Genomic DNA, 17,137 nt, shown 5'->3' with positions numbered 1-17,137 from the left:
TCACACAACCGACCCGTAGGACCGCACGCCTGGCAGGTACCGTCCGGTACCAGCAGACGGGCAATCTCTACCAAGTCCTGAGGAGGACACCCAGTGGGCAAGGCGAAGTTCGAGCGGACGAAGCCGCACGTCAACATCGGGACCATCGGTCACGTCGACCACGGCAAGACGACGCTGACCGCTGCCATCTCGAAGGTCCTGCACGACAAGTACCCGGACCTGAACCCCTTCACGCCGTTCGACGAGATCGACAAGGCGCCGGAGGAGAAGCAGCGCGGTATCACGATCAACATCGCGCACGTCGAGTACCAGACGGAGAAGCGTCACTACGCTCACGTCGACGCGCCGGGTCACGCGGACTACATCAAGAACATGATCACGGGTGCGGCGCAGATGGACGGCGCCATCCTCGTGGTGGCCGCGACCGACGGCCCGATGGCCCAGACGCGTGAGCACGTCCTGCTCGCCCGTCAGGTCGGCGTGCCCTACCTGCTCGTCGCCCTGAACAAGACCGACATGGTCGACGACGAGGAGATCCTCGACCTCGTCGAGATGGAGGTGCGTGAGCTCCTCTCCGCGCAGGGCTTCGCCGGCGACGACGTGCCGGTCGTGCGCGTCTCCGGCCTGAAGGCGCTCGAGGGCGACCCGGTGTGGGTCAAGTCCGTCGAGGCGCTGCTCGACGCGGTCGACGAGAGCGTGCCGGACCCGGTCCGCGACATCGACAAGCCGTTCCTCATGCCCATCGAGGACGTCTTCACGATCACCGGTCGTGGCACCGTCGTCACCGGTCGCGTGGAGCGCGGCAAGCTCAAGGTGAACGAGGAGGTGGAGATCGTCGGCATCAAGGAGAAGGCGATCAAGACCACGGTCACCGGCGTCGAGATGTTCCGCAAGCTGCTCGACTACGCCGAGGCCGGCGAGAACGTCGGTCTGCTCCTGCGTGGCACGAAGCGCGAGGAGGTCGAGCGCGGCCAGGTCGTCGTCAAGCCCGGCTCGATCACGCCGCACACCGAGTTCGAGGGCCAGGTCTACATCCTGGCCAAGGACGAGGGTGGCCGTCACAACCCGTTCTACGGGAACTACCGCCCCCAGTTCTACTTCCGCACCACCGACGTCACCGGCGTCATCACGCTGCCCGAGGGCACCGAGATGGTCATGCCCGGCGACAACACCGAGATCCACGTGAACCTCATCCAGCCCATCGCGATGGAGGAGGGCCTCGGCTTCGCCATCCGTGAGGGTGGCCGCACCGTCGGCTCGGGTCGGGTCATCAAGATCCTCAAGTGATCACCGCCCTTCGGGGCTGATCGTTCGTCGCAGGGCCCGGGAGCTTCGGCTCCCGGGCCCTGCGTCGTGCTCCGACTCTCGTCGGCTTCGTCCAGGGCGCGAGGGCCGGTCGCGACGGCCTGTCGCGGCGGCCGGTCGCGGCGACTCCGGCTCGTAGGATGCCCGCATGGACCTCCTCGCGCGCATCAGGGAGTCGGCGGCCCTCGCCGAGCAGCTGGCCGTTCATTTCGACTTCGACGTCACCCGGCTCGACCCGGTCGAGGACGTGCGACTGGGGAACGGAGACCGGCTGATCCCGATCGCGGGCGACGCGTCCGGCGGCACGTACCTGACGACGCCGTCAGGTGCGGTCGTCTACGCGGGGTCCGAGGGCGAGGGCGGCCTGGTCGCCCACAGCCTGCGGGACGCGCTGGCGCTGGTCGTGGGCCTGCCGAGCCTGCACGACGCCCTCTCCCGACCGCTCGACGAGGACCTGCCCCAGTGGCTCCGATCCTGCGACGACGAGATCCGGGAGGACTTCCCGGAGCTGGACGCGACGCGCGCCGAGGTGCGTGAGGCCCTCGGCCTTCCACCGGTCGACACGCTCGTCGCCGCCCTGCACGCCTCGGCGACCGACGACTCGTTCCGGCCGATCAGCGAGCACGGACCGTACGACTCGATGGTGGCCGATGCTCCGCGCGTGTGAGCGCGCTCCGTGCGGCGCGGCGTCGCCAGGTCGCGTGCCGTGACGGCGCGGACGTGCGCGGTCGGCCGCCGGTCGCACGCGGGCGGCTCAGGCCGGGCACGGAGGACGGGTACGTGGGGGACTGCTGCCGCGCGGTCCCTGCCGGCGGTAGGTACCGTCGCGGCCATGTCGACCGATCCCTCGCGCCGCACGCTGCGCACGACCACAGCCGAGCACGACGCGCCCGCCGTGGCCACCACCAGCCCACGGACCTGGTGGCTTCTCGTCGCCGGCGCCGTCCTCGTCGCCGCGGCCGTGGTGCTCACACAGCCGGGGCCATGGAGCGCGACGCCCGGAGGCGGAGGCGGTGGCGCGACCGATCCGGACGGGGTCGTCACGGTCGACCGGGGCCACGTGGACGCCGCTCGACTGGTGCTCAGCGGCGACGCCGACTCCGTCCGCATCCGCACCGACGCCCCCGCCGGTGATCTCGTCCGTGTCGAGCCGACCGGGGCCGACACGGCTGTGTCCGTGGACGCCGACGGGGCGCAGCCGGTCGTCGCGCTCGGCGGCGGCACGGTGACCGTCCGGCTCGCGGGGGACGTGCGTTGGTCGCTGGATCTCCAGGTGGGGGCCGGTGAGGTCGAGGCCGGGCTGGCGGAGGTGGCCGTGGACGGTGTCGTGCTGTCGTCGGGCTTGCAGACTCTCGAGCTGAGCCTGCCCCGGCCGTCGGGGCGCGTGGTCGTCGACCAGCGGGCCGGTGCGGGTTCTCTCGTGCTCCACGTGCCCGACGGCGTCGGCGTGCATGCCACGGTGACGTCCGGCGCGGGGTCCGCGACGGTCGACGGCGAGACGACGGGTGGCCTCGGCGCAGGTGCGGAGGTCGCGACGTCGGGATTCGACCCGGACGCGGACCACTACGAGGTGACGGTCGGTGGGGGCCTCGGATCGCTGGTCGTCGACCGCGGCTGACGGCGCTACCGGCGCGCGCCGTGACCGTCCCCGTCCGTCGTCGCCGAAGCCGAGCCGTCCGGTCCCTGGGGTGTCCGCCGGCGCGCGCCGCGCGGTTGGGCCGTCCGTGTGGTCGTCGGCCCGAGGTCGGGCCGGCGTCGTCGGGACGGGGCAGGCCGTCCCTAGACTCCGCGCATGTCCGCGTTCCAGACCGTCGCGTCCCAGCTCGCCGGCCTCGCCGTGGGTGCCGCGCGCGCGGTGGTCGCGGACCACGTCGCACCGGTCCTGCCGACGGACCACCGGCTCCGGACGTGGTCCGGCACCGACGAGGGCGGGCCTCGTCCGTGGCCGGCACTCATGACGTCGCCCCGGTGCCTGGTGTCGGTCGGTTCCGAGGCGGTGACCGCGATGGACGCCTTCGTCGCGACCGCGTCCGCGGTCGGCATGCGGGTCGAGCGGCTCGTCGGCCGTGACGGCATCCCGGTGTGCATCGTGCGCGAGCGGCACCCTGACGCGCTGGAGGCCGCCGGCATGGTCGCCGGCGTCGTCGAGTGGGCGGGGCCCGTCGGGACCTCGGTCAACGTGCGGGGCTTCGCGCTGGCGGGAGGCGGCTGCGTCCTGGAGGTCGACGTCGAGGACAAGGGCGGGGACCGGACGCTGTCCAGGCAGTTCGCCGGGATGCTGGAGAGGTTCGCCTCGTCGTCCGCGGCGGCCGGCGTCCCCGTGCAGGTGGGCCGGTGGGTCGACCGACGGCCGGTCCGGTGGGCGCAGGGAGGTCGCCGACGGGCCGGTGCTGCTCCCGCCGACCGGTAGCGTCGCGCGGGTGCCCCGGTGGGTGTGCGGGAGCGCACAGCCCGGGCGGATTGGAGTATCTCGGCCAGGTCTGGCACACTGTTCAGGTTGCCCTTTCCGGGGTGGTGCGCTCGCGCGCGCTGTGCACGGGAAGTGCGGAAAACGTGTGGAGAGCCTCCGGACCTCGGGGAACACCTGATGGTGGCGGCTCGACAACAACCAACGGCCCTCGCACCGTCACAGGTGTGCAGCGGGGTGGTGCGTCGCGCAGAGCGACACGCCCGAGCGCGGGGGTCGGATGGGCCGGTTCGAGAGAGAGAAGTACACGACGCCATGGCGGGACAGAAGATCCGCATCAGGCTCAAGTCCTACGACCACGAGGTCATCGACAGCTCGGCGCGCAAGATCGTCGACACGGTGACTCGCGCTGGTGCGTCGGTCGTGGGCCCGGTGCCGTTGCCGACGGAGAAGAACGTCTTCTGCGTCATCCGGTCGCCTCACAAGTACAAGGACAGCCGCGAGCACTTCGAGATGCGTACTCACAAGCGGCTCATCGACATCATCGATCCCACGCCGAAGGCCGTCGACTCGCTCATGCGTCTCGACCTGCCCGCGGACGTGAACATCGAGATCAAGCTCTGACGCTGGGAAGGAACTGATTTCCATGGTTACCCAGCAGAACGAGCGCCCCGTCACGGCGCTGCTCGGCACGAAGCTCGGCATGACGCAGGTCTGGGACGACAACGGTCGTCTCGTGCCCGTCACCGTGGTCGCTGTCGGCACCAACGTCGTGACGCAGGTCCGCTCCGCTGAGACCGACGGCTACGCCGCTGTGCAGCTCGCCTACGGCGAGATCAAGCCGACCAAGGTCACCAAGCCGCTCAAGGGCCACTTCGAGAAGGCCGGCGTCACGCCGCGCCGGCACGTGGCCGAGATCCGTACGTCCGACGCCTCCGAGTTCACGCTCGGCCAGGAGCTCACCGCTGCCGCCTTCGAGGCCGGCTCGGTCGTGGACGTCATCGGTACCACCAAGGGCAAGGGCACCGCCGGTGTGATGAAGCGTCACGGCTTCCACGGCGTCGGCGCCTCCCACGGTGCGCACCGCAACCACCGCAAGCCCGGCTCGATCGGTGGGGCCTCCACCCCGTCGCGCGTGTTCAAGGGCATCAAGATGGCCGGTCGGATGGGTGTTGCCCGTCAGACCACCCAGAACCTGACCGTGCACGCGGTCGACGCCGAGCGGGGTCTCATCCTCGTCAAGGGTGCCGTTCCCGGCCCCAAGGGCGGCGTCGTCGTCGTGCGATCCGCTGCGAAGGGTGCGTGACCGCATGAGCGACACGCTGACCGTCGACGTGGTCGACTCCGAGGGCAAGAAGGCCGGCCAGGCCGAGCTGCCCGCGGACGTCTTCGACGTGCAGACCAACATCCCGCTCATCCACCAGGTCGTCGTCGCGCAGCTCGCTGCGGCGCGCCAGGGCACCCACGACACGAAGTCTCGTGGCGAGGTCCGTGGTGGTGGGCGCAAGCCGTACAAGCAGAAGGGCACAGGTCGCGCCCGCCAGGGTTCGACGCGTGCTCCGCAGTTCGCCGGTGGTGGTGTCGTCCACGGCCCCACGCCGCGCGACTACTCCCAGCGCACGCCCAAGAAGATGAAGGCCGCGGCGCTCCGCGGTGCTCTCTCGGACCGCGCTCGTGCCGGCCGCGTGCACGTCGTCTCGGGCTTCGCCCCGGGCACCGCGCCGTCGACCAAGTCCGCTCTCGCGGTGCTGGACAACCTGTCCGGCCGCAAGAACGTCCTGGTCGTCGTCGAGCGCTCGGACGAGATCACGTGGAAGTCGCTGCGGAACGTCGAGCGGGTGCACCTGCTGGTCTCCGACCAGCTCAACACCTATGACGTCCTGATCTCGGACGACGTCGTGTTCACGCAGGGCGCGCTCGACGCGTTCCTCGCAGGCCCGCCCAAGGGTGCGTCCGCCGTGGCCACGTCCTCCGAGGCTGAGCTGGAGGACACCAAGTGAGCGACATCGGCAAGAACCCGCGCGACATCCTCGTCGCGCCCGTCGTCTCCGAGAAGAGCTACGGCCTGCTCGACGAGGGGAAGTACACCTTCCTCGTCGACCCGCGCGCCAACAAGACCGAGATCAAGATCGCCGTCGAGCAGGTGTTCGGCGTCAAGGTCGACTCGGTCAACACGGCGAACCGCAAGGGCAAGGCTCGTCGGACCCGTTTCGGCATCGGCCGCCGCAAGGACACGAAGCGTGCGATCGTCACCCTCCGCGAGGGAACGATCGACATCTTCGGCGGTCCGGTCGGCTGAGCGAAGGACTGAGAACTCATGGGTATTCGTAAGTACAAGCCGACCACGCCGGGCCGTCGAGGCTCCAGCGTCGCCGACTTCGTCGAGATCACGCGCTCCACGCCGGAGAAGTCGCTGGTCCGTCCGCTGCACAAGACGGGTGGCCGCAACTCCACCGGTCGCGTGACGACCCGCCACCAGGGTGGCGGTCACAAGCGTGCGTACCGCGTCATCGACTTCCGTCGCCACGACAAGGACGGCGTGCCGGCCAAGGTCGCTCACATCGAGTACGACCCCAACCGCACGGCGCGCATCGCGCTCCTGCACTACGCGGACGGCGAGAAGCGCTACATCATCGCGCCGAACAAGCTGTCGCAGGGTGACGTCATCGAGAACGGTCCCGGTGCCGACATCAAGCCCGGCAACAACCTGCCGCTGCGCAACATCCCGACCGGTACGGTCATCCACGCCATCGAGCTCCGGCCCGGTGGCGGTGCGAAGATCGCCCGCTCCGCGGGGTCGTCGGTGCAGCTCGTCGCCAAGGACGGCCCGTACGCGCAGCTCCGGCTGCCGTCGGGCGAGATCCGCAACGTCGACCTGCGCTGCCGCGCCACGGTCGGCGAGGTCGGCAACGCCGAGCAGTCGAACATCAACTGGGGCAAGGCCGGCCGCATGCGCTGGAAGGGCAAGCGCCCGACCGTCCGTGGTGTCGCCATGAACCCGATCGACCACCCGCACGGTGGTGGCGAGGGCAAGACGTCCGGTGGACGTCACCCCGTCAGCCCGTGGGGTCAGCCTGAGGGTCGTACCCGTCGTCCGAACAAGCCGAGCGACAAGCTCATCGTGCGCCGTCGGCGCACCGGCAAGAACAAGCGCTGATAGGAGCCTGAGATGCCACGCAGCCTGAAGAAGGGCCCGTTCGTCGACGGTCACCTGCAGAAGAAGGTCGACGTCCAGAACACCGCCGGCACGAAGAGCGTCATCAAGACGTGGTCGCGCCGTTCGGTCATCACGCCGGACTTCCTCGGCCACACGTTCGCGGTGCACGACGGACGCAAGCACACCCCGGTGTTCGTGACGGAGTCGATGGTCGGGCACAAGCTCGGCGAGTTCGCTCCGACGCGGACGTTCCGCGGCCACGAGAAGGACGACCGGAAGGGTCGTCGCCGCTGACCCCCGGGTCAGCCAGGCGACGCCCTCACCGGCAGAGACAGAAGGCAGGACAGCAATGGAAGCCAAGGCGAAGGCGCGGTTCGTCCGCGTCACGCCCCAGAAGGCCCGGCGCGTCGTGGACCTCATCCGTGGCAAGCAGGCCGGGGAGGCCGTAGCGGTGCTGAAGTTCGCGCCGCAGGCGGCCGCGGAGCCCGTCCTCAAGACGGTGCAGTCCGCGATCGCGAACGCGGTCGAGGGAGCGAAGCGCAACAGCGAGCGCCTGGACGAGGCGGACCTCTACGTCTCCGAGGTCTTCGTCGATGAGGGCCCGACGCTCAAGCGGTTCCGTCCGCGGGCGCAGGGCCGTGCCAGCCAGATCCTCAAGCGGACGAGCCACATCACCGTGGTCGTCGCTGAGCGTGAGAGCACGAAGGGACGGGCCCGATAGTGGGACAGAAGGTCAACCCGCTCGGGTATCGCCTGGGCATCACGACCGACCACCGCTCGCGCTGGTTCGCGGACTCGACGAAGCCGGGTCAGCGCTACCGCGACTACGTCCGCGAGGACGTGCAGATCCGGAAGCTCATGAGCACCGGTCTCGAGCGCGCCGGTATCGCGAAGGTCGAGATCGAGCGCACGCGCGACCGCGTCCGTGTCGACATCCACACCGCCCGCCCGGGCATCGTCATCGGGCGTCGTGGCGCGGAGGCCGACCGCATCCGTGGGGAGCTCGAGAAGCTCACGGGCAAGCAGGTGCAGCTGAACATCCTCGAGGTCAAGAACGCCGAGATCGAGGCTCAGCTCGTCGCCCAGGGCATCGCCGAGCAGCTGGCGAGCCGTGTCTCGTTCCGTCGTGCGATGCGCAAGGGCATCCAGTCGGCGCAGCGCGCCGGCGCCAAGGGCATCCGCGTGCAGGTCTCCGGCCGCCTCGGCGGTGCGGAGATGAGCCGTACCGAGTTCTACCGCGAGGGTCGCGTGCCTCTGCACACGCTCCGCGCGAACATCGACTACGGCTTCTTCGAGGCCCGCACCACCTTCGGCCGCATCGGCGTCAAGGTGTGGGTCTACAAGGGCGACATGACCGAGAAGGAGTTCGCCCGCGACCAGGCGACCCAGGCCCCGCGCCCGGCTCGTGGTCCGCGTGGCGAGGGCGGCGGTCGTGGAGACCGTGGCGGCGACCGTGGCCCCCGTGCGGGCGCCCCGCGTCGTGAGCGCTCGGACGCGCCCGCCGAGGCCACCGAGGCACCGGCTGCTGAGGCCGCTGCCCCTGAGACCGGAACGGAGGCCTGAGCCGTGCTGATCCCGCGCAGGCTGAAGCACCGCAAGCAGCACCACCCGGGGCGCTCCGGCGCCGCGACCGGTGGTACGTCGATCTCGTTCGGTGAGTACGGCATCCAGGCTCTCGAGCCGGCCTACGTCACGAACCGGCAGATCGAGGCTGCTCGTATCGCCATGACCCGCCACATCAAGCGTGGTGGGAAGGTCTGGATCAACATCTACCCGGACCGTCCCCTCACGAAGAAGCCCGCCGAGACCCGCATGGGTTCTGGCAAGGGCTCGCCCGAGTGGTGGATCGCCAACGTCAAGCCGGGTCGAGTGATGTTCGAGCTCGCCGGCGTCCCGGAGCCGCTCGCTCGCGAGGCCATGCGCCGCGCGCAGCACAAGCTCCCGATGAAGACCCGTTTCGTGGTTCGCGAGGGTGGTAACTGATGGCTATCGGAACCAAGGACCTGGCTCCCACCGAGCTGGACACCTTCGACGACGAGAAGCTGGTCGCCGAGCTGAAGAAGTCCAAGGAGGAGCTGTTCAACCTCCGCTTCCAGTCCGCGACCGGTCAGCTCGAGAGCCACGGGCGTCTCAAGGCCGTTCGCCGTGACATCGCGCGGATCTACACGATCCTGCGCGAGCGCGAGCTCGGCATCCGTACCGCCCCGAGCGCGAGCGAGTGAGGTCGACCATGAGCGACGAGAAGAACGAGAGCACCACGGCAGTGGTGGAAGCCCGCCCCTACCGCAAGACGCGCCGCGGCTATGTCGTGAGCGACAAGATGGACAAGACCGTCGTGGTCGAGGTCGAGGACCGGGTCAAGCACCCGCTCTACGGCAAGGTCATCCGGCGCACGAGCAAGGTCAAGGCGCACGACGAGCTGAGCTCGGCGGGCATCGGTGACCTGGTCCTCATCATGGAGACGCGGCCGCTGTCGGCCACCAAGCGGTGGCGTCTGGTCGAGGTCCTCGAGAAGGCCAAGTAAGCAGCACCACCCCAGTTGCCCACGGGCGGCGGGTGCGCTCGAAGGAGACACCCGCCGCGACGTGTGCATCACGGCAACTACGTACGGCCAGGCTCGCCCCACCGGGGACGAGAACCCGCCGCACGACAGGAGTAGGCAATGATCCAGCAGGAGTCGCGACTGCGTGTCGCTGACAACACGGGTGCCAAGGAGATCCTCTGCATCCGTGTGCTCGGCGGCTCCGGCCGCCGGTACGCCGGCATCGGCGACGTCATCGTCGCCACCGTCAAGGACGCCATTCCTGGCGGCAACGTCAAGAAGGGCGACGTCGTCAAGGCCGTCATCGTGCGCACCCGCAAGGAGCGCCGCCGTCCGGACGGTTCGTACATCAAGTTCGACGAGAACGCCGCAGTGATCCTCAAGGGCGACGGTGAGCCCCGTGGCACGCGCATCTTCGGCCCGGTGGGCCGCGAGCTGCGCGACAAGAAGTTCATGAAGATCATCTCGCTGGCGCCGGAGGTGCTCTGACCATGGCGAAGATCAAGAAGGGCGACCTCGTCCTCGTCATCTCGGGCCGCGACAAGGGCCGTCAGGGCCGCGTCCTCGAGGTGCTCACCGAGACGCAGCGTGTCGTCGTCGAGGGCGTGCAGCGCGTGCAGAAGCACGTGAAGGCCGGCCAGACGGCCCGCGGCACCCGCACCGGCGGCATCGAGACCGTCGAGGCCCCCATCCACATCAGCAACGTGATGCTCGTGGACCCGGAGACCAAGAAGGGCACCCGGGTCGGCTACCGCAGCGAGCAGGTCGAGCGTGACGGCCGTACCCGCACCGTCCGGGTCCGCGTCGCCAAGCGCTCCGGTAAGGACATCTGATGACCGAGATCACCGCTCCGGCGCAGCCCCGGCTCAAGGCTCGTTACAACGACGAGATCAAGCCGGCCCTGTTCGAGCAGTTCAGCCACGCGAACATCAACCAGACCGCGCGTCTGGTGAAGATCGTCGTGAACATGGGTGTGGGCGAGGCCGCCAAGGACTCCAAGCTCATCGACGGCGCGATCCGCGATCTGACCCAGATCACGGGCCAGAAGCCGCAGGTCACCAAGGCCCGCAAGTCGATCGCCCAGTTCAAGCTGCGCGAGGGCATGCCGATCGGCGCCCACGTGACGCTGCGCGGCGACCGTGCCTGGGAGTTCCTGGACCGCCTGCTGTCGACCGCGCTGCCGCGTATCCGTGACTTCCGCGGACTGTCGCCCAAGCAGTTCGACGGCCACGGCAACTACACGTTCGGTCTCACGGAGCAGTCCATGTTCCACGAGATCGACCAGGACAAGATCGATCGGGTCCGCGGCATGGACATCACGATCGTGACGACGGCCGACACCGACGACGAGGGTCGCGCTTTCCTCAAGCTCCTCGGCTTCCCGTTCAAGGAGAACTGACATGGCGAAGACCGCCCTCAAGAACAAGGCCGCTGCGAAGCCGAAGTTCGCGGTGCGTGGCTACACGCGCTGCCAGCGTTGCGGCCGGCCCCACTCGGTGTACCGCAAGTTCGGCCTGTGCCGGATCTGCGTGCGGGAGATGGCCCACCGTGGCGAGCTCCCCGGCGTCACCAAGAGCAGCTGGTAAACCAAGCAGGACGAACGTCGGTAGGTCTGCGTCGCCCGCCCCGGTGGGCGGCGCAGATACCCCGGCGAGGAAGGGCTGAAGCCCCATGACCATGACTGACCCCATCGCAGACCTGCTGACGCGGCTGCGCAACGCGAACTCGGCGCACCACGACTCTGTGTCGATCCCGTTCTCGAAGCTGAAGTCCCACATCGCGGAGATCCTCCAGGCGGAGGGCTACATCGTGGGCTGGAAGGTCGAGGACGCCGTCGTCGGCAAGAACCTCATCATCGAGCTCAAGTACGGCCCCAACCGTGAGCGTGCGCTCGCCGGTGTGAAGCGCGTGTCCAAGCCGGGCCTGCGCGTGTACGCGAAGTCGACCAACCTGCCCAAGGTGCTCGGCGGCCTCGGCGTGGCGATCCTGTCCACGTCCTCCGGCCTCCTGACCGACAAGCAGGCCGCCAAGAAGGGCGTGGGTGGGGAAGTCCTCGCCTACGTCTGGTAAGTCCGAGACGGAAAGGAGCAAGCCATGTCTCGAATCGGCAGAATCCCCGTCCCGGTCCCGGCCGGCGTGGACGTCAGCATCGACGGTGCCGTGGTGTACGTGAAGGGCCCGAAGGGCGCTCTCCAGCACACGGTCGCCGCACCCATCGAGGTCGCGCGTGACGAGGCCGGTGCCCTCGTGGTCACCCGCCCGAACGACGAGCGCCTGTCGCGCTCGCTGCACGGCCTCACCCGCACGCTCCTGGCGAACCTCGTCACGGGCGTGACGGAGGGCTACATCAAGAAGCTCGAGATCGTCGGCACCGGTTACCGCGTGACGGCCAAGGGTTCGGACCTCGAGTTCGCCCTGGGCTTCAGCCACCCGGTCGTCGTCACGCCGCCCGAGGGCATCACGTTCGTCGTGGAGGCCCCGACGCGCTTCTCGGTGCAGGGCATCGACAAGCAGCAGGTCGGCGAGGTCGCCGCGAACATCCGCAAGATCCGCAAGCCGGAGCCGTACAAGGGCAAGGGCGTGCGGTACGCGGGCGAGAACGTGCGCCGCAAGGTCGGAAAGGCCGGTAAGTAACCATGGCTCTCAAGATCATCGGCAAGGGCAAGCGCATCGCCCGTCAGCGCCGTCACGTGCGCCTTCGCAAGAAGGTCGCCGGTTCGGCCGCTCGTCCCCGCCTCGTCGTGACCCGGTCCGCCCGGCACATCACGGCTCAGGTCGTCGACGACGGCATCGGCCAGACGCTCGCGTCTGCGTCGACCCTCGAGGCGGACCTGCGTTCGGCGAACGGCGACAAGACGGCCAAGGCCCGCAAGGTCGGCGAGCTCGTCGCCGAGCGCGCCAAGGCTGCCGGCGTCTCCGCCGTCGTGTTCGACCGCGGCGGCAACAAGTACCACGGCCGGGTGGCAGCTGTCGCCGACGGGGCCCGCGAGGGCGGACTCTCCCTGTGACGACCACGACCATCCCCGCATCGAAGAAGAGGACTCACTGATGGCTGCTCCTCAGCGCAGCAACACCGGGGCGCCCGCGGGCGGCACCGGAGGCGGCGACCGCCGCGACGGCGGTCGTGGCCGTGACGGCGGCGGTCGCGGTCGCGACGCCGCAGAGAAGAGCGCGTTCCTCGAGCGCGTCGTGACGATCAACCGCGTGGCCAAGGTCGTCAAGGGCGGCCGCCGCTTCAGCTTCACCGCGCTCGTCGTGGTGGGCGACGGCGACGGCACCGTCGGTGTCGGCTACGGGAAGGCCAAGGAGGTGCCCGCGGCGATCGCCAAGGGCGTCGAGGAGGCCAAGAAGAACTTCTTCAAGGTTCCCCGCATCCAGGGCACCATCCCGCACCCCATCCAGGGTGAGGCCGCTGCCGGTGTCGTCTTCCTGCGGCCGGCCTCGCCGGGTACGGGTGTGATCGCCGGTGGTCCGGTGCGCGCCGTGCTCGAGTGCGCCGGCATCCACGACGTGCTGAGCAAGTCGCTCGGTTCGTCCAACGCGATCAACATCGTCCACGCCACGGTCGCGGCCCTCCGCGGCCTCGAGCGTCCGGAGGCCGTGGCCGCGCGCCGTGGGCTCCCGGTCGAGCACGTGGTCCCGGCTGCGCTCCTGCGGGCGCAGGCTGCCGGCCTCGCCGCCGCGGCGGGCACGAAGGCAGGTGCCTGATGGCTCGTCTCAAGGTGACGCAGAAGCGTTCCGGCATCGGTGGCAAGCAGAACCAGCGCGACACGCTGCGCACCCTCGGCCTGAAGCGGATCGGCGACGTCGTCGTCAAGGAGGACCGCCCTGAGATCCGCGGCATGGTCAAGACGGTGCAGCACCTGGTCGCGGTCGAGGAGGTCGAGTGACCATGGCTGACGACAAGAAGGCCGACGCGACGGCCGAGGAGGTGACGGCCCCCGAGGCCGCCGCCAAGACGGCTCCGAAGAAGGCGGCAGCGAAGAAGGCCGAGGCCACGGAGGCCGCCCCGAAGACGACCAAGGCCAAGGCTGCGGCGTCGGAGAAGGCTGCTCCCAAGGCGGAGAAGGCTGCTCCCAAGGCGGCCAAGGCCGAGACGAAGGCCGCGCCGGCGAAGGCCAAGGCGGCTCCCGCGAAGAAGGCCGCCCCGGCGAGGTCCGAGGCTGCCGTCAAGGCGGCCGAGGCCGCTGCCGTGCCCGGCGCTGGTGGCACGCTCAAGGTGCACCACCTGCGTCCGGCCCCCGGCGCCAAGACCGCCAAGACCCGCGTGGGTCGTGGCGAGGCGTCGAAGGGCAAGACGGCCGGTCGTGGCACCAAGGGCACCAAGGCGCGCTATCAGGTGCCGGACCGCTTCGAGGGTGGGCAGATGCCGCTGCACATGCGGCTGCCCAAGCTCCGCGGCTTCAAGAACCCGTTCCGCGTCGAGTACCAGGTCGTCAACCTGGACAAGCTCTCGGCGCTGTACCCGGACGGGGGAGACGTGACGGTCTCCGACCTGGTCGCGAAGGGTGCGGTCCGCAAGGGCCAGCCCGTCAAGGTGCTCGGCACCGGCGATCTCACGGTCAAGGTCTCGGTCGCGGTCGACGCCTATTCGGCGTCCGCGAAGGAGAAGATCGTGGCTGCCGGCGGAAGCGTCGCGCAGGACTGATTCCCGGACGGGGCCGGTGGGGCCGACAGCGCTCCCACCGGTCCCGTTCCGCATGCTGGGGACATCGGTTAGGGTGCCCCGTTGCCTGCAATGATTCGCGGGCGTTCACGGCCGGAACGGACCGGTCGTACGAGATGCCGCTCAGGCGGCCCAGGAGGACCAGGTGCTCAGCGCATTCGTCAGGGCTTTCAGGACGCCCGACCTGCGGCGCAAGCTGCTCTTCACGATCGGCATCATGGTCGTGTTCCGCATCGGTTCGTTCCTGCCGACGCCCGGTGTGTCCTACCCCAACGTGCAGACCTGCATCGAGGCGGCCAAGGGCAACGACCTGCTCGGACTGGTGAACCTGTTCAGCGGCGGCGCGCTGCTGCAGCTCTCGGTCTTCGCGCTCGGGATCATGCCGTACATCACGGCGAGCATCATCGTCCAGCTGCTCCGCGTGGTGATCCCTCGGTTCGAGGAGCTCCACAGAGAGGGTCAGTCCGGCACCGCGAAGCTCACGCAGTACACGCGGTACCTGACCATCGGCCTCGCCGTCCTGCAGTCGACGACGATCATCACGGTCGCGCGCAGCGGGCAGCTGTTCAGCGACTGCACCGTCCCCGTGATCCCCAACGACAACTGGGTCACGCTGCTGATCATGGTCATCACCATGACCGCGGGCACGGGCCTCATCATGTGGCTCGGTGAGCTGATCACCGAGCGCGGTGTCGGCAACGGCATGTCGCTGCTGATCTTCACCTCGATCGCGGCGAGCTTCCCGACTGCCCTGTGGTCGATCGCCGGTGGCGACAACGGTGCGTCGAAGTTCGTCGTGGTCCTGGCCGTGATCGTGCTCGTGATCGCGCTGGTCGTGTTCGTCGAGCAGTCCCAGCGCCGGATCCCGGTGCAGTACGCGAAGCGGATGGTCGGCCGGCGCATGTACGGCGGCTCCAGCACGTACATCCCGATCAAGATCAACATGGCCGGCGTCATCCCGATCATCTTCGCCTCGTCGCTGCTCGCCATCCCGGGGCTCATCGCGCAGTTCGGCGACCCGACCGCAGCGTGGGTGCAGTGGGTCAGCCGGTACCTCGCGCAGCAGAGCGCGCCGCTGCACCTCGTCCTCTACGTCGTCCTGATCATCTTCTTCTGCTACTTCTACACGGCCATCACGTTCAACCCGGACGAGGTCGCCGACAACATGAAGAAGTACGGCGGGTTCATCCCCGGCATCCGCGCCGGCCGACCGACCGCCGAGTACCTCGACTACGTCATCACGCGTATCACCGCCCCGGGCTCCATCTACCTCGCGATCGTGGCCCTGATCCCGACGCTCGCCTTCATCGTGCTCGACGTCGGCACCAAGATCCCGTTCGGTGGCTCGTCGATCCTCATCGTGGTCGGCGTCGGCCTGGAGACCGTCAAGCAGATCGAGTCGCAGCTGCAGCAGCGGCACTACGAAGGGTTCCTCCGATGAGCGCACGTCTGGTCCTGCTCGGTCCTCCGGGAGCCGGCAAGGGGACGCAGGCGGCGCGACTGGCGGACGAGCTGGGCGTGCCGGCGATCTCGACGGGCGACATCTTCCGCGCCAACATTAAGGGCGGGACGGAGCTCGGCCGTACTGCGCAGGAGTACTCGGCCCGCGGCGCGCTCGTCCCGGACTCGGTGACCAACGCGATGGTGCGTGACCGGCTCGCGCAGGACGACGTGGCGGAGGGCTTCCTCCTCGACGGGTACCCGCGCAACGCGGCCCAGGTCGAGGAGCTCGACGCGATCCTCGCGGACCAGGGTCGTGCTCTGGACCTAGCCGTCGAGATCACGGCCGACCCGGAGGTCGTGGTCGAGCGGCTGCTCAAGCGGGCGCAGATCGAGGGTCGCGAGGACGACACCGAGGACGTGGTCCGGCACCGGCTCGACGTGTACGCCGAGCAGACCGCTCCCATCTCGCACCTGTATGCCGACCGAGGCCTGCTGGCGCAGGTCGACGGGATCGGTGACGTCGACGACGTGACCGAGCGGCTGCTCTCCGCGATCGGGTCCTTCGCGCGCTGAGCGCGGTCGGGTGACCGAGATGTTCGGCCGGGAGCGCATCGAGTACAAGACGCCGGACCAGGTGGCCGTCATGCGGCGGGCGGGCCTGGTCGTCGCGGACGCCTTGGCGGCGGTGCGTGAGCACGTCGTCGTCGGCACCACGACGGCCGACCTCGACGCGGTCGCTGCACGGGTGATCGCGGAGTCCGGCGCCACGCCGTCCTTCCTGAACTACGACGGATACCCGGCCACGCTGTGCGTTTCCGTCAACGACGAGATCGTGCACGGCATCCCCGGCTCGCGGGTGCTCGAGGAGGGCGACGTCGTCTCCATCGACTGCGGCGCGATCGTGGACGGGTGGCACGGCGACTCGGCGATCACGGTGCTCGTCGGGGACGCCGACCCCGAGGACGTGGCCCTCGTCGCGACCACGGAGCGGGCGATGTGGGCCGGCATTGCCGCACTCGCTCGGAACGACCGTCTCGGTGCGGTGGGGGAGGCCGTCGAGGACGTCGTGGACGCCGCACTCGCAGCCGGCCTCAACGAGGGCCGGCGGTACGGCGTCGTGCAGGAGTACGTGGGCCACGGCATCGGGACCTCGATGCACCAGCCGCCGGACGTCCTGAACTACCGCACGCGGGACCGCGGCCCCCGGGTCCGTCCCGGTCTGTGCGTCGCCGTCGAGCCCATGGTGGTACGCGGCTCGCGGATGACCGAGGTGCTCGAGGACGAGTGGACCGTCGTCACCGAGGACGGGTCCCGTGCGTGCCACTGGGAGCACACGGTCGCTGTGCTGGAGGACGGGATCTGGGTGCTCACGGCCGTGGACGGCGGCGCCTCGGCCCTCGCGGAGCTCGGCGTCGAGGTCGCACCGCTCGCGTGAGCTCGTGGTGCGGGCGGATGGCGGACCCCCGTCCGATTCGTCCGATCCGCTGTTCAGGTGAACATTCGTCCAGATTTCGAATCAATCACGCCCATCTGCGCAAACGCGCCTGCTCCGTCGCATATGTCCGATAGTGTGCGGCGCGGCAGAGCCTCAGGTCCCTGCCGACCCCAGAGGTGCGC

Annotated in this window: 28 protein-coding genes; all 28 read left to right on the top strand. The window is 69.3% G+C overall.

Annotation, left to right across the window (positions count from 1 at the left end; all coding sequences use genetic code 11):
- Positions 1-93: 93 nt before the first annotated feature.
- The 28 genes from tuf (at position 94) to map (ending at position 16,955) form a co-directional block, all read left to right on the top strand.
- Complete coding sequence (gene tuf / locus ACVW07_RS06435; protein WP_456818435.1) at positions 94-1,287, top strand: elongation factor Tu; 1,194 nt, start codon at positions 94-96, stop codon at positions 1,285-1,287.
- Between the two features lie 166 nt (positions 1,288-1,453).
- The gene (locus ACVW07_RS06430; protein WP_456818434.1) at positions 1,454-1,972 is read left to right on the top strand and encodes a hypothetical protein; all 519 of its coding nucleotides are present in this window, start codon (positions 1,454-1,456) and stop codon (positions 1,970-1,972) included.
- 165 nt (positions 1,973-2,137) lie between these two features.
- Complete coding sequence (locus ACVW07_RS06425; protein WP_456818433.1) at positions 2,138-2,923, top strand: hypothetical protein; 786 nt, start codon at positions 2,138-2,140, stop codon at positions 2,921-2,923.
- Between the two features lie 174 nt (positions 2,924-3,097).
- Complete coding sequence (locus ACVW07_RS06420; protein ID WP_456818432.1) at positions 3,098-3,715, top strand: hypothetical protein; 618 nt, start codon at positions 3,098-3,100, stop codon at positions 3,713-3,715.
- Positions 3,716-4,027: 312 nt separating this feature from the next.
- A complete protein-coding gene (rpsJ, locus tag ACVW07_RS06415; protein WP_013117879.1) occupies positions 4,028-4,336 on the top strand; it encodes a 30S ribosomal protein S10 in 309 nt (102 codons plus the stop codon).
- A 22-nt stretch (positions 4,337-4,358) separates the two neighbouring features.
- Positions 4,359-5,018 carry a 50S ribosomal protein L3 gene (gene rplC, locus ACVW07_RS06410; RefSeq protein WP_456818431.1) on the top strand — a complete coding sequence of 220 codons (660 nt, stop codon included), beginning with the start codon at positions 4,359-4,361 and terminating at the stop codon, positions 5,016-5,018.
- 4 nt (positions 5,019-5,022) lie between these two features.
- Positions 5,023-5,712 (top strand): 50S ribosomal protein L4, encoded by a 690-nt coding sequence (gene rplD / locus ACVW07_RS06405; protein ID WP_456818430.1) that lies wholly within the window; start codon positions 5,023-5,025, stop codon positions 5,710-5,712.
- Positions 5,709-6,011, top strand: coding sequence for a 50S ribosomal protein L23 (gene rplW, locus ACVW07_RS06400; RefSeq protein ID WP_456818429.1), 303 nt, complete (start codon positions 5,709-5,711; stop codon positions 6,009-6,011). Before rplD ends, rplW begins: the two co-directional genes overlap by 4 nt.
- An 18-nt stretch (positions 6,012-6,029) precedes the next feature.
- Positions 6,030-6,869 (top strand): 50S ribosomal protein L2, encoded by an 840-nt coding sequence (gene rplB / locus ACVW07_RS06395; RefSeq protein ID WP_456818428.1) that lies wholly within the window; start codon positions 6,030-6,032, stop codon positions 6,867-6,869.
- A 12-nt stretch (positions 6,870-6,881) separates the two neighbouring features.
- Positions 6,882-7,163 (top strand): 30S ribosomal protein S19, encoded by a 282-nt coding sequence (gene rpsS, locus ACVW07_RS06390; RefSeq protein WP_456818427.1) that lies wholly within the window; start codon positions 6,882-6,884, stop codon positions 7,161-7,163.
- A 55-nt stretch (positions 7,164-7,218) separates the two neighbouring features.
- Complete coding sequence (rplV, locus tag ACVW07_RS06385) at positions 7,219-7,590, top strand: 50S ribosomal protein L22 (RefSeq protein ID WP_456818426.1); 372 nt, start codon at positions 7,219-7,221, stop codon at positions 7,588-7,590.
- Complete coding sequence (rpsC, locus tag ACVW07_RS06380; protein WP_456818425.1) at positions 7,590-8,432, top strand: 30S ribosomal protein S3; 843 nt, start codon at positions 7,590-7,592, stop codon at positions 8,430-8,432. The genes rplV and rpsC overlap by 1 nt, the downstream gene beginning before the upstream one ends.
- A 3-nt stretch (positions 8,433-8,435) precedes the next feature.
- On the top strand, positions 8,436-8,852 hold the full coding sequence (rplP, locus tag ACVW07_RS06375) for a 50S ribosomal protein L16 (RefSeq protein WP_013770172.1): 417 nt from the start codon (positions 8,436-8,438) through the stop codon (positions 8,850-8,852).
- Entirely contained in the window at positions 8,852-9,091 is a 240-nt protein-coding gene (rpmC, locus tag ACVW07_RS06370; RefSeq protein ID WP_239069710.1) for a 50S ribosomal protein L29, read from the top strand. The genes rplP and rpmC overlap by 1 nt, the downstream gene beginning before the upstream one ends.
- An 8-nt stretch (positions 9,092-9,099) precedes the next feature.
- Positions 9,100-9,393, top strand: a complete 294-nt coding sequence (gene rpsQ, locus ACVW07_RS06365) for a 30S ribosomal protein S17 (RefSeq protein WP_456818424.1) — start codon at positions 9,100-9,102, stop codon at positions 9,391-9,393.
- Between the two features lie 138 nt (positions 9,394-9,531).
- Positions 9,532-9,900 carry a 50S ribosomal protein L14 gene (rplN, locus tag ACVW07_RS06360; RefSeq protein ID WP_456818423.1) on the top strand — a complete coding sequence of 123 codons (369 nt, stop codon included), beginning with the start codon at positions 9,532-9,534 and terminating at the stop codon, positions 9,898-9,900.
- 2 nt (positions 9,901-9,902) lie between these two features.
- Positions 9,903-10,244: a 50S ribosomal protein L24 gene (rplX, locus tag ACVW07_RS06355; protein WP_456818422.1), complete on the top strand. Its 342-nt coding sequence runs from the start codon at positions 9,903-9,905 to the stop codon at positions 10,242-10,244.
- Positions 10,244-10,810 (top strand): 50S ribosomal protein L5, encoded by a 567-nt coding sequence (gene rplE / locus ACVW07_RS06350; RefSeq protein WP_291883717.1) that lies wholly within the window; start codon positions 10,244-10,246, stop codon positions 10,808-10,810. The genes rplX and rplE overlap by 1 nt, the downstream gene beginning before the upstream one ends.
- 1 nt (position 10,811) lies before the next feature.
- Positions 10,812-10,997 carry a type Z 30S ribosomal protein S14 gene (locus ACVW07_RS06345; protein WP_028045055.1) on the top strand — a complete coding sequence of 62 codons (186 nt, stop codon included), beginning with the start codon at positions 10,812-10,814 and terminating at the stop codon, positions 10,995-10,997.
- An 85-nt stretch (positions 10,998-11,082) separates the two neighbouring features.
- On the top strand, positions 11,083-11,481 hold the full coding sequence (gene rpsH, locus ACVW07_RS06340) for a 30S ribosomal protein S8 (protein WP_456818421.1): 399 nt from the start codon (positions 11,083-11,085) through the stop codon (positions 11,479-11,481).
- A gap of 24 nt (positions 11,482-11,505) precedes the next feature.
- Positions 11,506-12,045, top strand: coding sequence for a 50S ribosomal protein L6 (gene rplF, locus ACVW07_RS06335; protein ID WP_456818420.1), 540 nt, complete (start codon positions 11,506-11,508; stop codon positions 12,043-12,045).
- Positions 12,046-12,047: 2 nt separating this feature from the next.
- Complete coding sequence (rplR, locus tag ACVW07_RS06330) at positions 12,048-12,419, top strand: 50S ribosomal protein L18 (protein WP_456818419.1); 372 nt, start codon at positions 12,048-12,050, stop codon at positions 12,417-12,419.
- 40 nt (positions 12,420-12,459) lie between these two features.
- Positions 12,460-13,119, top strand: coding sequence for a 30S ribosomal protein S5 (gene rpsE / locus ACVW07_RS06325; RefSeq protein ID WP_456818418.1), 660 nt, complete (start codon positions 12,460-12,462; stop codon positions 13,117-13,119).
- On the top strand, positions 13,119-13,301 hold the full coding sequence (gene rpmD / locus ACVW07_RS06320) for a 50S ribosomal protein L30 (RefSeq protein ID WP_048342543.1): 183 nt from the start codon (positions 13,119-13,121) through the stop codon (positions 13,299-13,301). Before rpsE ends, rpmD begins: the two co-directional genes overlap by 1 nt.
- A 2-nt stretch (positions 13,302-13,303) precedes the next feature.
- Positions 13,304-14,059 carry a 50S ribosomal protein L15 gene (gene rplO, locus ACVW07_RS06315; protein WP_456818417.1) on the top strand — a complete coding sequence of 252 codons (756 nt, stop codon included), beginning with the start codon at positions 13,304-13,306 and terminating at the stop codon, positions 14,057-14,059.
- A gap of 163 nt (positions 14,060-14,222) precedes the next feature.
- Positions 14,223-15,518, top strand: coding sequence for a preprotein translocase subunit SecY (gene secY, locus ACVW07_RS06310; RefSeq protein ID WP_456818416.1), 1,296 nt, complete (start codon positions 14,223-14,225; stop codon positions 15,516-15,518).
- Positions 15,515-16,093 carry an adenylate kinase gene (locus ACVW07_RS06305; protein ID WP_456818415.1) on the top strand — a complete coding sequence of 193 codons (579 nt, stop codon included), beginning with the start codon at positions 15,515-15,517 and terminating at the stop codon, positions 16,091-16,093. Before secY ends, ACVW07_RS06305 begins: the two co-directional genes overlap by 4 nt.
- Before the next feature lie 19 nt (positions 16,094-16,112).
- Positions 16,113-16,955, top strand: coding sequence for a type I methionyl aminopeptidase (gene map, locus ACVW07_RS06300; RefSeq protein ID WP_456821038.1), 843 nt, complete (start codon positions 16,113-16,115; stop codon positions 16,953-16,955).
- The last annotated feature ends 182 nt before the right edge of the window (positions 16,956-17,137 follow it).

The sequence above is a fragment of the Cellulomonas sp. URHB0016 genome (assembly GCF_054057935.1).
The sequence above is the reverse complement of the archived record's forward strand: the minus strand, read 5'-3'. Positions and strand labels throughout refer to the sequence as shown.

Coding starts and splice junctions, on each gene's coding strand:
- rplN (WP_456818423.1), top strand. CDS start 9,532: ATGATCCAGCAGGAGTCGCGACTGCGTGTCGCTGACAACACGGGTGCC.
- ACVW07_RS06430 (WP_456818434.1), top strand. CDS start 1,454: ATGGACCTCCTCGCGCGCATCAGGGAGTCGGCGGCCCTCGCCGAGCAG.
- rplV (WP_456818426.1), top strand. CDS start 7,219: ATGGAAGCCAAGGCGAAGGCGCGGTTCGTCCGCGTCACGCCCCAGAAG.
- ACVW07_RS06420 (WP_456818432.1), top strand. CDS start 3,098: ATGTCCGCGTTCCAGACCGTCGCGTCCCAGCTCGCCGGCCTCGCCGTG.
- rpsJ (WP_013117879.1), top strand. CDS start 4,028: ATGGCGGGACAGAAGATCCGCATCAGGCTCAAGTCCTACGACCACGAG.
- rpmC (WP_239069710.1), top strand. CDS start 8,852: ATGGCTATCGGAACCAAGGACCTGGCTCCCACCGAGCTGGACACCTTC.
- rpsE (WP_456818418.1), top strand. CDS start 12,460: ATGGCTGCTCCTCAGCGCAGCAACACCGGGGCGCCCGCGGGCGGCACC.
- map (WP_456821038.1), top strand. CDS start 16,113: ATGTTCGGCCGGGAGCGCATCGAGTACAAGACGCCGGACCAGGTGGCC.
- rplX (WP_456818422.1), top strand. CDS start 9,903: ATGGCGAAGATCAAGAAGGGCGACCTCGTCCTCGTCATCTCGGGCCGC.
- rplF (WP_456818420.1), top strand. CDS start 11,506: ATGTCTCGAATCGGCAGAATCCCCGTCCCGGTCCCGGCCGGCGTGGAC.
- rplD (WP_456818430.1), top strand. CDS start 5,023: ATGAGCGACACGCTGACCGTCGACGTGGTCGACTCCGAGGGCAAGAAG.
- rpsQ (WP_456818424.1), top strand. CDS start 9,100: ATGAGCGACGAGAAGAACGAGAGCACCACGGCAGTGGTGGAAGCCCGC.
- rplO (WP_456818417.1), top strand. CDS start 13,304: ATGGCTGACGACAAGAAGGCCGACGCGACGGCCGAGGAGGTGACGGCC.
- ACVW07_RS06305 (WP_456818415.1), top strand. CDS start 15,515: ATGAGCGCACGTCTGGTCCTGCTCGGTCCTCCGGGAGCCGGCAAGGGG.
- ACVW07_RS06425 (WP_456818433.1), top strand. CDS start 2,138: ATGTCGACCGATCCCTCGCGCCGCACGCTGCGCACGACCACAGCCGAG.
- rpmD (WP_048342543.1), top strand. CDS start 13,119: ATGGCTCGTCTCAAGGTGACGCAGAAGCGTTCCGGCATCGGTGGCAAG.
- rplB (WP_456818428.1), top strand. CDS start 6,030: ATGGGTATTCGTAAGTACAAGCCGACCACGCCGGGCCGTCGAGGCTCC.
- rpsS (WP_456818427.1), top strand. CDS start 6,882: ATGCCACGCAGCCTGAAGAAGGGCCCGTTCGTCGACGGTCACCTGCAG.
- ACVW07_RS06345 (WP_028045055.1), top strand. CDS start 10,812: ATGGCGAAGACCGCCCTCAAGAACAAGGCCGCTGCGAAGCCGAAGTTC.
- rplR (WP_456818419.1), top strand. CDS start 12,048: ATGGCTCTCAAGATCATCGGCAAGGGCAAGCGCATCGCCCGTCAGCGC.
- rplC (WP_456818431.1), top strand. CDS start 4,359: ATGGTTACCCAGCAGAACGAGCGCCCCGTCACGGCGCTGCTCGGCACG.
- rplE (WP_291883717.1), top strand. CDS start 10,244: ATGACCGAGATCACCGCTCCGGCGCAGCCCCGGCTCAAGGCTCGTTAC.
- rpsH (WP_456818421.1), top strand. CDS start 11,083: ATGACCATGACTGACCCCATCGCAGACCTGCTGACGCGGCTGCGCAAC.